The sequence below is a fragment of the Aliidiomarina sp. B3213 genome, assembly GCF_003290085.1.
GTDB lineage: Bacteria > Pseudomonadota > Gammaproteobacteria > Enterobacterales > Alteromonadaceae > Aliidiomarina.
The window spans coordinates 455,093-467,976 of the sequence record NZ_QMKJ01000001.1 but is presented as its reverse complement, the minus strand read 5'-3'; the positions used below and the strand labels follow the sequence as shown (position 1 = coordinate 467,976).

Here is a 12,884-nt window from a genome sequence, read left to right as displayed (position 1 = left end):
GAGTAGAGAGATTTAACATGCCAATGATTATGTGTGCTGCAGGTAAGCACTTTTACAACCCCGACATTCATAGCGAATGCCCATCATGTAAGGAAGACGGGCTAGGCGCTGAAGACTTCTCTGGGCGGCAAGAACCTTCTGTTAAAACTAACGTTCTCGACAACTCATTAGCGGGTACAGACGCAACGCCAAAAACAACGGCATTGCAGGATGAGACAACGGCCAAGACAACTGTTAAGAAAGACGAGGATGAGTTCACGCCGAAAACTACAGTGAAAAGCTTCGACACACCAAAACAAGAAGAAACTCCTGAAGCTCCTGTTGCGCCTGAACCTAATCAACAAGACGATGCCTCATCGCCGTCCCCATCCCAATCGCCTGATAGTGGTGCAAGCTTAAAAACTCGGGTGTTCATGGGCAACGATAACAACTCGAGTAGTGAACACTTCCCGGTAGTAGGCTGGCTTGTGGTGACGAAAGGTAAAGGTTTAGGACATGACTTCCGCCTAATTCAGGGTGAGAATCGGATTGGTCGTGGGGAAGATATGGAAGTGTGCTTAGACTTTGGATTAGACAGTGACGACACGGTCAGTCGCGACGCTCACGCCATTGTCGTTTACGATAGCAATGCACACGAATTCTTTGTTGAACGTGGTAATAGTAGAAACTTACCTATGTTGAATGGAAGTACGATTCGCCGAGACCAAAATTTGTCGTCGGGAGATATTATTCGTTTAGGCGACACAGAACTGCAATTCGTTGCTTTTTGTGGTGAAAATTTTAACTGGTAATGTGAAGTCTGTGTTGAACAAACGGGACAAATATAGAATGGAATTGAAAGGTTATTATGCAGTCTAGTCGTATAGATGCTTTGTCAGAAGGCACAATATTACACGCGTACCGAATCAAAAGTGAATTGGGTTCTGGTGCGTTTGGTATTACCTATTTAGCAGAGCACACACTGCTCAATACACTTCACGTTATAAAAGAATATCTTCCCGAGAGTGCACTAAGAGACCGTGCCACGAGTACGGTAACGCCAAAGAGCCATCAAGAAGAAGATTTGTTTAATTGGGGAATGACGAGCTTTTTCAACGAAGCGCGGATACTCAACCAGTTAAGCCATCCAAACATCGTAAAAGTAAGCGACTTGTTTGAAGCTAATGGTACCGCTTATTTTGTAATGCCTTACCTGAAAGGGATTACTTTGCATGAGTGGATAAAGAGTAATAAGAATCCCAACCAGCAACAGTTAGAGCAACTGTTTGTACCTATTCTTGAGGGTTTAAAATACATTCACGAGCGTAATTTACTGCATCGCGATATTAAGCCAGAAAATATATACATTACCGACAACGGTAATCCTGTGCTTATCGACTTTGGTGCCGCACGTTTAGCGATAGGTAATAAGAGTAAAGCGCTAACTCAAGTGCTAACGCCTCACTTTGCACCATGGGAGCAATATCGATCGAAAGGCGACTTTACTCCAGCTCTCGATCTCTACAGCCTTGCTGGTTGTATGTACCAAGCCATTGCTCAGAAACTTCCAGAAGAAGCGCCCAATCGTTTAGAGGACGACCCACAACCTAAACTTTCGGGTAGCGAGCACGAAGGGCGCTTTGATCATGAATTTCTTACTGCAATAGACACGGCGCTAAGCGTTTGGGCAAAAGATCGTTATCAAAACGCATTCGACTTCCAAAAAGGTTTACTTGGACAAGTTGCCTCAGAAGCACCGGCAGCAGCGCCGTCTGCACAACAGGAAGCTCCTGTCGTCCCGGAGCCAAAAGAAAATAAACCTGAGTCATCTGCAGAGAGCAAAAGCAAAACCCCAGCAATTATTGGTGGTGGTTTAGCGGCTGTAATTGCAGTGGGCGCTGTTCTTTGGTTTACCGTGTTATCGCCGTCTGACGAAGAGCCGGATCAAGGCGATCAAGTCGTGCAAACAAGCGACACTTCAGAATCTGAAACTTCCGACATAGAAACAGCACAAGTTGAAGAAGAGGAAACCGTTGATGAGGCTTGGTTAACCGCACAAGAAGCAGACACCATTGCCGGTTATGAGAACTATTTAAGCGAATGTGCGGAATGCGCACATCAAGGCGACGCAGAGTCACGTTTAGCAGAGTTACGCCAAATAGAAGCTGACCGCATTGCACAAGAACAAGCTGATGCAGCAGAGCGAGAGCGCAGACAACGCGAGCAGCGACAGCGCGACAGCGACGCTCAATTATTCACAACTGCTCGTCAAACAGACAGCATTGAATCTTATCGTGACTATTTAAGTGAATGTCAGCTTTGTGAAGATCGCCGTAATGCGCAAAATCGCATTGGTGAAATAGAGCGTGCTCAACAAACCGCTGAACAACAAGCTGCGGCTGAAGAGGCTGCAAGGCAGGGGCGTCAGCGCGACGCGGTATTATGGTCTTCGTTAGACGGCAGTATAACTGGCTACCAACGGTATCTGAATAGTTGTGAAGTCTGTGAGCAGGAGGATCAGGCAGAGCAGGCAATTGCAGAAATTGAAGCCGAAAGGGCGGCCATGGAGCGAGAAGATGCGCTTTACGCAGCAGTGAATGAAGAAGGTACTGTGGAAGCCATGCAAGCGTATTTAGATAACTGCGTTCGTTGTGTAGCCAAAGAAGATGTAGAAGTTGCACTGCAAATGCGATTAGCGCAGCAAGCTCAGCTTGAAGGTGAGCAAGCGTTGTGGGACGCAGCAATTGCCGCTGACGATGTTTCTAGTTATCAGGAATACCTTACCAATTGCGAGGTTTGTGAGAACCAAGAAACAGCTGAAAGACGTTTGTTAAGACTGAACTCGAGTTCAGATGGTTTAACCGTTGCTCCAAGCGGAGCAGATTTTAGCAACTTGCAAGAAGCAGTAGACTTTGCGTTACCGGGCACCGTTATCCGTGTAATGCCTGGTCAATACGCAGGACCGGTTCGAATAGAAAAAGATGTGTCGCTTGTGGGTCAGGGCGAACGCAGTGAAGTTCAGCTTATTGCTGATGAGCAAGACGCTTTGTACCTTATTGAAACTAACGCACGCATTGAAAACCTTACGGTTCGCACTAATTCTAGACAGCAACTGAGTTACGCAGTGTTTATAGACGGCGGATCGCCCCAACTAATAAATAATGAAATAATCTCAGACTCGGCTTCTGTAATCGCTGTAAACAACAGTGCAACGCCGCGCATTGACGGCAACAATATTCACGGCAGTCGTCAAAGCGGTATCGTCATTTACAACAACAGTGTTGGTGAATACGTGAACAATCTTATTCATGACAACACAGAGTTCGGTCTTCGTTTAGAAACCGCCACTAACCCAACCATTCAGAGCAATCGTATTTACAGCAACCGTCAAGGCGGTGTCATTATTATTGACGGCGGCACAGGCAACTTTGCTGACAATGAGATTTATGACAATGAAATTGCAAATGTTATTGTAACCGCAGACGCACGCCCAACTTTTACTGAGAACTTGATTCGTGGCAGTAACAGTAACGGTATCTTCATTTTCTCTGGGGGCAGCGGTACTTTTAACGATAATGTCATTTCTGGTAACACCGACTTCGGTATTCGTATTGAAAACGACGTGAACCCAACATTTAGCGGTAACACCGTTACCGGAAACCAACGCGGTGGTGTTTTGGTACTAGACAACGCTCGAGGAGAGTTCGAAAACAACACCATCACTCAGAACTTAAGTGCAGGTGTTTTGGTTACAGCATCTGGGAACCCAACATTCTCAGGTAATGTTATTTCAGAAAACGAGCAACACGGCGTTCATATTTTTGACCAAGGCCGCGGCCAGTTTACAAATAATGAAATTTCAAACAATCCGCTTTATGGCGTAGTGATTCGTAACGGTGGCTCCCCTGTCTTTGAGAATAACCGTATTGAGAACAACCGTGAAGGTATTGGCTTCTTAAGCTCTGCAGGCGGTACTGTGAACGACAATGATATTCGCGACAACGAGGTTTACGGTGTGGTTGTAAGAGGAGACTCTGCACCAGAGATCACCAATAACCGTATTCGCAGTAACCAACAGGGCGGTGTAGCGGTTCTTGATAACGGTCGTGGAACATTCAGCAACAATACAATAGCTTCGAACGGCTTTGCTGGATTCTTAGTTACCACTGGTGGTTCGCCAAGCGTAGTCAATAATGAAATAAGCCAGAGTTCAGAAAGTGGCTTGTTTATTCGTGACAATGCAACTGGTGAATACCGAGATAATGATATTCACGATAATGGATTCTCGGGTATTGCCGTGCGAAGTGGGGCAAACCCAACCGTAGTTGGTAATTCAATCTATATGAATCGAGAAGGAATTCGAGTTTACGATTCTGGTCGTGGTACTTATCAGAATAACGAGATCTCTGGAAATATGAACCAGGCATGGGACATCAGTGATGACTCCTCGCCGGTGAGACAATAAAACAAGAGAGGATGTGGCTGTGCTATTAAAAACTCAAAATAATTGGGCCAAAGACATTCACGTACCCGCCGGAACAAGTTTAGTGGGCCGAGCAGGGCGTAACGACATTGTATTGTCGGCAGACTTCGTTTCAGGTACTCATGCAAAAATAGTCAACGAAGGTGGGGTCTTAACGGTTGAAGACATGGGCTCAACCAACGGCACCTATATTAATGGCCAGCGCATTCCTGAAAGTGAGCCTATTCATTTACAACAAGGCATGCACTTATCATTCGGTGACAAAGAAGCTGGGTTTCTCGTTGAAATACCACAACCTCAGTCACAGCCTCAGTCTTCACCACAAGGCTCAGCCAAAACCCAAGTTGCATCCGCTAGCAACGCAGTGGACAGCAACAAAACTCAAGTAGCATCTCCTTCAGCAAAAGCTTCCGCAAGCGCTTCTCCAGCACCAAGCCAAGCGAGTACAGGTGCTCAAGGCACAAAGGTATTTAAGTCGAAGGGAACTTTTACTATCGGTCGTGGCCTTTCTAACGACATAGCAGTGGACTCACCGGTTGTATCGTCTACCCACCTCAAAATTGAAAAAAGTGCAGACGGTAGTTGGATTGCGGTAGATAACGACAGTACCAACGGAACATATTTAAACTCTCCCCATAACCGAATGAATGAGTTCAGAATTGAGCCTGGGCAAACCATTTATTTGGGAAGCTATAAGTTACTTTCAGACCGTATTTTGTCGGTATTAAACGAAGATAGCGTTGAGAAAGTAGGGCGAATAAAGGTTTCTCAAGACAGCGTCGTTGTGGGTCGTAACCCAGAATCTGACGTTTATATTTCTCACCCAAGTGTGTCTTGGCGCCATGCGAAGTTTACTAAGTCTGGTGACCATTATGTGATTGAAGACTTAGGTTCGACAAATGGTACCTATGTAAATGGCGTGCTTATTAAGAACCCGACACAATTACGTAAAAACGACGAGATACTTCTGGGTATATACGCCTTCTCGTTCGACTTCGATAGCGAAGAGAAAATCACCTCGTTGGTGAAGAAAACCACGTTAGATGGACTTACGCTAGAAGCCAAGAATATCACCAAGGTAGTTGGCAAAGACGTTCGTTTATTAGACGACATTAGCCTAACTGTAAACCCTGGTGAGTTTGTCGGTTTAATGGGCCTTTCTGGGGCGGGTAAAACCACATTCCTTAAAGCTTTGAACGGCTACGATAAGCCAACTAAAGGTTCTTCGTACATAAACGGCATGGACATTTATGAGCACTATAACTTGTTCAAAACCATGATTGGTTATGTACCGCAAGACGACATCGTTCACCCAGAACTTACGGTGTATGAAGCATTGGCGTACTATGCAAAATTGCGCCTGCCTTCAGACATGAAGAAAGACGAAGTAAAAACGCTAATCAAAGACACACTCGCGAAACTTGGCCTTTCAGGTGTTGAAAACACTTTAATTGGCTCCCCAGAGACAGAAAAAGGCATTAGTGGTGGTCAGCGTAAACGTGTAAACCTAGCCATGGAATTACTTGCAGATCCTAAGATCATCTTCTTAGACGAGCCAACGTCGGGCTTATCTGCCGTAGATACGAAGATGGTTATGGAACTTCTGCGAAAGCTTGCTGATGAAGGTAAAACGATCATTATTACCATTCACCAACCGAGTTTCGACAACTATAAGATCATGGATAGCCAGATTATTCTAAGCTACGGTAAGCTTGCTTACTATGGTCCCACGTATCCGAACTCTATTAAGTTCTTTAATCCAGGTAACGATGACCCAGGACTGTTGAACAATCCAGACAACGCGTTAATTGGCTTAAATAATGGGGAAACTCAGGCCGGGGAAGATAAGCTGGATCCTAGAAAAGATCGAAACAGTAAAGGTATTTTCTGGAAACAAAAATACTTACAGAGCCCTGAGCATCAAGACTATGTAACGAAACGCCAAGGCCAGGCGAAAAACCTTGAAGGCAACAAGAAGGAGTCTGCTTCAAGTATTAAGCAACTCTTTATACTGGCAGGGCGGTTCTTACGCATTAAGCTTAAAGACCGTGTAAACACCACCATTTTACTTGCACAGGCGCCTCTGATTGCGGTTATGGTAAGCCTACTATTCTCTGAAGAAGCATATATGGGTGACGTGAATCGACCGGGTATGGCGTTTACGCTTATGTTTGTATTGGCAATCGCCGCTGTGTGGTTCGGTAATACCAACGCTTCTAGGGAAATTGTAGCGGAAAAGGCTATTTATGAGCGAGAACGCATGGTGGGTATAAAAATACTGCCTTATGTGTTCTCTAAATTCGTCATACTAGCTCCGCTTTGTGCTATTCAAACCGGTTTGCTGGTGGGTATTACTTATTTCGCGACGCCGTTTGAACTAGGCTTTGAAAACGAAATTTGGTGGATGACTTTACTGGTATTCCTCACCTCTATGGCCGGATTGAGTATCGGTTTATTGGTTTCGGCATTTTCGAAGTCCCAGTCGCAAGCACTAGCGCTTATACCTATAGTATTGCTGCCGATGATCATTTTTGGTGGCGGTATGATGACGGTTAAACAAATGCATGAAAGCGACGGCAAAGTGGCTTATTACATAGCACAAGCCATACCGACACGCTGGTCATTGGAAGAGATGACAGCAATTTACGATGCAGAAACCGATCACGACGCCTTCTGTAAGGAGCGTATTGAAGAGCCTCTGCATGAGTCTGACGTAATGACTCAATGTTTAGAGCTTAGAAACCTTACAGAACGTAACTACGGCGAAGCAAAAACTGACCGTACAACAGTACTTAGTGTGCTAGGTGGGTTCATTGTTATACCGTTATTGTTTGTCATCTTTATATTGAGAAGAAGAGATAATGCGTAAATTCAGCAAACTCGTTATCGCAACCTGTAGCGCTCTTATTCTGAGCGCTACGATTGGCTGCTCAGCGATAAAAGAGAATATAAAAGAGCAGGTTACATATAAGATTCGCAGTGTGGATGCGCAAATAACCACACGAGAGGGCGCTTTTGGCATTCCAGCTCCAGCAATGGACATAGAAATTGCCGTAGAAATACTCAATGACAGTCCCATAAATATCACACTAAACCAAATCGACTACACGGTTTACCTACAAGACAACCAGGTAACTACAGGCAGCAGCAATGAAACCATTGAAATACCGGCAGACGGCGGTACTAATGTGATTCGGTTTACGTCGCACCTAAGTACCTCGGACTTAATAAACTCCGGTCTAAGCGTCGCACGTAACCGTGGATTACCGCCAGTTCGTGTAGAAGGCATAGGTATTATCGAAACACGTTTTGGCACACACGAAGTGCCGTTCACGTTGAATTATAACGAGCAAGATGAATCGGCATAATTCGACTTGGTCTTAAGTTAATTATTAAAAGGGAGCTTCGGCTCCTTTTTTGTAGGGCGATACCTAAAACAATTAAGAGCGAAATAGAGATATGACCTTTACAAAAATAATAATTCCATTTGTGTTGATATTAAGCTTCAGTACCACGGCGGTTTTCGCGAATGCGTCATTAGAAAATGCTGTCGAAAATCGGCAAAACATCCAACCAATAATACATGTCGGCCCGATTTACCCAGAAGAAGCTGTTAATGATCAAATCGAAGGTTATTGTCGTGTTTCTTACGACATTATGTTTGGTACCTTAAGCAGCCCACAGAATATTGAAGTATTGGAATGCTCTCCGGAAGGAGTATTTGAAACGAGTTGCACAGAGTCTATTTCATATTGGGTGTTTTCGATAAACAACTCTGAAGAATCTGAAAAAGGTTTAATCTCAACTTGTCAGTATTCTTTATAGATTACTAAGCGAGGTTAGTGCGAACTCTTGAGGATATCTTCTATAATACTTAATTTAACATAATATATATTATGCGCAGTTATATGTTATGTGCCGCGAAATACAGGCTTGAATTCAATTACATACAATGGTCTTATGTTTCCTTGGTCCTGTGGAAAACCTAAACGGTGATTTCATGTCGAATTGCAATAACGTGCCTCCGTTTCTAAGTTCGTATTCAAACGTAGATATTCGAACTTGGAAACGTCGCGAACACTTTTTGTTTTTTCGTGAATTTGAAGAACCATATTTTGGTCTAACCGTTAATGTCGACTGCAGTAAAACTTATGACGAGTCGAAAGCTACCGGTAAGTCATTCTATTACCTGTACTTACATCGTATTCTTCAGGCTTGTAACGATATACCGGCTTTAAAGCTTCGTATGCCAACAGACAACGAAGTTTGGAGTTTCGACAACATTCATGCGTCCACTACGCAAATGCGCGAAGATCAAACGTTTGCGTACTCTCTCATTCCATACCAAGAATCATTTGAGACATTTATGGCTGCTGCTCAGCGGGAAAATGATTCTGTACAACGCTCTAACGCTTTATTTTCTGAATCTCTAGGCTCTGAACCTAGGTTGGACGTTATCCATTTCTCTGCGCTGCCATGGATTAAATTTACAGGCCTATCTCACGCGCGTTATTTCTCCCGCTTGGACAGCGTGCCTAAGGTTTCGGTCGGGAAATGCGAAAAGTCAGCCAACGGTGCTTACGAAATGCCTATTTCACTGCATTTACACCACGCATTAGCCGACGGTTCAGACGCTGCATTGTTCTTTAATAAGCTAGAAAGCCTAATTTAGAACGAATATGTAACGAAGATAAACGCGCTTTGGTTGGTACTATCGCTCACTAATGGGCTGTTTTTAATGTCCTGGCTCAAGTGCTCTAACTTTATATTAGCAGCTAGCGTCCAGTGTCGATTCACTCGGAAATAACCAGAAAGACCATATTCTACGGTATATGTAGAACCTAACTGGTAAGTGTTTAGGCCCGATATTTCAGTATCTTGCGTGTCTACGCCATATGTATAGTTGGCGTAATCCTTACTTAAATAATTCACGCCAATATACGGTGATAGTTGGAATATGTATGGCTTGTCGCTTAATGGATAAGCATTTTGAAGCGAAACTCGTGCGCCAGTATCAAAGTCCCTTAAGTTTATGGCTGTTTCTGCAGAGAACTTGCCGAGCATCCAATCTTGCTCGTACCTTAGTCCTGAATCAATGCGAAACGGTCGTTCATCTAATGCTCGAAGTTGCGCGTTGCTATTGTCGTCCGGGTCAAAGCTTGCGTTAGAGTATGTAGCGAAGACAACCAAGCCATTTTCTCTTAGTATTTCCGGCCGATACCCGAGCTCAATCCCCCTAAAATACCAATTTTCTGTTTCGTAACTGATAGCAGGAACAACCAAAGTATCTGTTTCCTGACCTAAATATGCTTCAGTTGAACTTATCACCGCAACACCAACCGAAAATCTTGTTTGACTGCGTTCATGAGTGCCTTGCTGCTCTTGGGCAAACGCTGGATTGGAACTAAAAGCTGCGAGCGCAACTAAACTCAATTTAAAATTACATTTTGTAATAGTGCTTTGCATTTATTATTCCCCAAAATATGCGCATATCCATAATATTAAACAGTGCAATCGTTTGTAACTACAGTATCATACGCAAATCAATGAAATTTGGAGCACAGGAAACGCGATGACCAAAATGGTACATGCTGATAACTTAGTAAAGTTACCTACCCATCTACTTACAGCCGACTCTAGCCACTGGCTAAAGGCTATCCTGGATAAAGAGCATCAGCCTAGTGCTTTAGTGGGGCAAAAGCGTGCATTACAAGCTCTACAACAGGCTTTACGTTCAAGGTCGCAATATAGTCATGCCTATATTGCTTTAACACCTGGCCTTATTGCTGAAGATATCCTTAATGAAACGTCTAAGGCATTACCCTTCCCTGATAAAATCCGTTACGACTGGGTATACGTTGCCAACCCAGAAACCGCATATCAGCCCATTTGTATTTGGTTACCCCATGGAAGCGCTGTGGTTTTTGTGGAAAAGCTTTATTACTTCTTAGAGCTAGAGCTCGATAAACGTACTCAAGCGAAAGAAGATTTGATGACTGAATTCCCCTCTTCTGCGCTTAGTGCGTATTTAGAGCTTGTTTTCGACAAAACATTTGATGATCTTCCAGGCAATGAATTAGCGTCAGTACTCGTATCTAATGAAAATGCACGCCCTTTTGAGTATTGTCGCCGAGTCACAGCCGCTAGCCTGTTCGGCTCAATTAAAAGCCAAAGTCTTAATGGCACCATTTCAAGTGAATTACATTTAATTCGAGCAGGTGCAATACATCGCGCCAACGGCGGAACTTTAATTATTGACGCTGCTGAACTTCTTTCAGAACCGCAACTATGGTCTCGCTTAAAACACGCCTTACGAACCGGTGAGGTAGACTGGCCTGATACGCTGGAACAGTCTGCTGCTTTGTTTTACGAACCAGAACCTATGCCATTGGATATCAAAGTACTATTAGCCGGCCCTGCGGAGCTGTTTCATCAACTAGAAGAGTTAGATCCTGATTTCAGTAATTTCTTCCCCTTTATCGCAGACTTTTCCACGGCTTTTCATACCGAGCATGAAAATATTGAAGCGTATGGCAACTACATGGCGTACCTGCAACAGAAAACACGCCACCGCCCTTTTACTGAACAAGGCGTTGCGAGCTTCTTAGAATGGTCTACGGCGCTCTGTGAACACCAAAAGGAACTCAGTCTAGACGCGATTCGGTTAATTCAATTGTTAGAGGAAGTAGACGAGATAGCCGATCAGCATGAAAGCCAGGTGATTGAGCGAGAGCACGTGGAGAAAGCGGCACAACTGCAAAGATATCGTGGTAGCCGTGTTGCCGAAATGAATTGGCGTCAGATTACGGAAAACCAGATTCAAATCGAAACACACGGCCGAGTTGTTGGGCAAATTAACGGGCTTACCGTCGTGACCATGACGGGTATCGAATATGGCGAGCCTTCTCGTATTACTGCCACAGTTCATTATGGTGATGGTGATATTATCGATATCGAACGGAAATCTGAGTTAAGTGGTAGCATTCATACCAAAGGTGTAATGATTCTTACCGCATTTCTAGCCAATCTGTTTGCTCGAAAAGAGCCTATGCCATTATCAGCCACTTTGGTCTTTGAACAGTCTTACCATGAGGTTGACGGCGACTCCGCGTCTCTTGCAGAGCTATGCGCCCTTCTATCCGCATTAAGTGATATACCGGTCATCCAGTCGATCGCAGTTACCGGAGCTATCGATCAATTTGGTAATGTTCAGGCTGTTGGTGGTATCAACGAAAAAATCAGTGGTTATTACGAAATTTGTAAATCACGGGGGTTAGACGGAAACCATGGCGTTATTATCCCTGCCTCAAATCAATGGAACCTGCATTTAAGTGCCGAAATACGCTCAGCTGTAGAACAAGGTTTATTTCACGTCTATACCGCGAGCCACGTGTTTCAAGCGTTAGAGAAGCTTTTAGATACGCCGTTTGGCTCTGATAACGAAGAGCTTGAAAACTCTATATCGAGTCGCGTTAAGTATCGTTTACGCCAGGCGAATCATGAGCATGAAGTTGAAAATAGCCTATGGAGTCGTTTATTTAGTCGAAAATAAACTGTTCGGACTTGTTCAGCGTACACCTGTTCGCTAGTCTATGCGCTTACATTTAACAACAAGGTATTTTTATGCAGTCATCTTATAGCCGTGAAGAGCTTCTCGCATGTGGTCGCGGTGAGTTATTTGGTCCTGAAAACAGCCGTTTACCAGCACCAAACATGTTGATGATGGATCGAGTAACTAAAATGGACCCTGAAGGTGGTACGAAAGGTCTGGGTTATATTGAAGCGGAGCTCGACATTAAACCCGATCTTTGGTTCTTTGACTGTCACTTTAAAGGTGATCCTGTAATGCCAGGTTGTTTAGGCCTTGACGCTATGTGGCAACTACTTGGCTTTTACCTTGCCTGCTCTGGCGGACCTGGCAAAGGTAGAGCTCTAGGTGTGGGTGAAGTGAAGTTCACCGGACAAATATTACCTACCGCTAAAAAGGTAACCTATCGCATAAATATGACACGTTTAATTAAAAGACGTTTATTTATGGGGATTGGTGACGGAGAAGTTGAAGTTGATGGCCGCGTTATTTACACCGCGAAAGATTTAAAAGTTGGTTTGTTTACCGACACTTCGACGTTCTAAGTACGTTCATTCACAAAAAAGCCCAGCTTTTGCTGGGCTTTTTTGTATTGATAGGGTTCTAAAAATCAGGTTATTACCGTTGGTAGAGTCCGTCGTTTCTGGCTTCCATTGCGTCTCGCCAACCTCCTAACCACTCTGAGCGAATATCTCCATTCTGATAAGGGCAATTTTCTTTTGAGCGGCCTCCTACTCCAGCCTTAAACCCTTGTGAATGTGCTCTTTCAAGACGATCTCTTTTTTGTCTTTTCATATTTCGCTTCCTCATAAATGTCTTGCTATCAATGTACAT

10 protein-coding genes are annotated in these 12,884 nt (G+C 44.1%); 8 read left to right on the top strand and 2 right to left on the bottom strand.

The annotated features are described in order from the left end of the window. Window positions 1-17: 17 nt before the first annotated feature. The 6 genes from DQX04_RS12490 to DQX04_RS02230 all read left to right on the top strand — a co-directional run bounded on the left by DQX04_RS12490 (window position 18) and on the right by DQX04_RS02230 (window position 9,134). The gene (locus DQX04_RS12490; protein WP_207801074.1) at window positions 18-791 is read left to right on the top strand and encodes an FHA domain-containing protein; all 774 of its coding nucleotides are present in this window, start codon (window positions 18-20) and stop codon (window positions 789-791) included. Window positions 792-847: 56 nt separating this feature from the next. Beyond that, entirely contained in the window at window positions 848-4,444 is a 3,597-nt protein-coding gene (locus tag DQX04_RS02250) for a right-handed parallel beta-helix repeat-containing protein (protein ID WP_111914170.1), read from the top strand. Between the two features lie 13 nt (window positions 4,445-4,457). Next, complete coding sequence (locus DQX04_RS02245; protein ID WP_111914169.1) at window positions 4,458-7,331, top strand: FHA domain-containing protein; 2,874 nt, start codon at window positions 4,458-4,460, stop codon at window positions 7,329-7,331. Beyond that, window positions 7,324-7,830 (top strand): LEA type 2 family protein, encoded by a 507-nt coding sequence (locus tag DQX04_RS02240; protein ID WP_111914168.1) that lies wholly within the window; start codon window positions 7,324-7,326, stop codon window positions 7,828-7,830. Before DQX04_RS02245 ends, DQX04_RS02240 begins: the two co-directional genes overlap by 8 nt. 91 nt (window positions 7,831-7,921) lie before the next feature. After that, the gene (locus DQX04_RS02235) at window positions 7,922-8,287 is read left to right on the top strand and encodes an energy transducer TonB (protein WP_111914167.1); all 366 of its coding nucleotides are present in this window, start codon (window positions 7,922-7,924) and stop codon (window positions 8,285-8,287) included. Window positions 8,288-8,462: 175 nt separating this feature from the next. Next, window positions 8,463-9,134, top strand: coding sequence for a CatA-like O-acetyltransferase (locus DQX04_RS02230; protein WP_165831919.1), 672 nt, complete (start codon window positions 8,463-8,465; stop codon window positions 9,132-9,134). On the opposite strand, the gene DQX04_RS02225 is transcribed toward DQX04_RS02230, so the two are convergent. Continuing rightward, window positions 9,131-9,928 (bottom strand): MipA/OmpV family protein, encoded by a 798-nt coding sequence (locus tag DQX04_RS02225; protein WP_111914165.1) that lies wholly within the window; start codon window positions 9,926-9,928, stop codon window positions 9,131-9,133. The genes DQX04_RS02230 and DQX04_RS02225 overlap by 4 nt on opposite strands. A 106-nt stretch (window positions 9,929-10,034) precedes the next feature. On the opposite strand from DQX04_RS02225, the gene DQX04_RS02220 reads away from it, so the two are divergent. After that, window positions 10,035-12,014 carry a Lon protease family protein gene (locus tag DQX04_RS02220; protein ID WP_111914164.1) on the top strand — a complete coding sequence of 660 codons (1,980 nt, stop codon included), beginning with the start codon at window positions 10,035-10,037 and terminating at the stop codon, window positions 12,012-12,014. Between the two features lie 71 nt (window positions 12,015-12,085). After that, on the top strand, window positions 12,086-12,595 hold the full coding sequence (gene fabA, locus DQX04_RS02215; protein ID WP_111914163.1) for a 3-hydroxyacyl-[acyl-carrier-protein] dehydratase FabA: 510 nt from the start codon (window positions 12,086-12,088) through the stop codon (window positions 12,593-12,595). Window positions 12,596-12,668: 73 nt separating this feature from the next. Here the strand turns inward: fabA and rmf are convergent, their stop codons facing one another. Then, window positions 12,669-12,845, bottom strand: a complete 177-nt coding sequence (gene rmf / locus DQX04_RS02210; RefSeq protein WP_111914162.1) for a ribosome modulation factor — start codon at window positions 12,843-12,845, stop codon at window positions 12,669-12,671. Window positions 12,846-12,884: the final 39 nt, after the last annotated feature.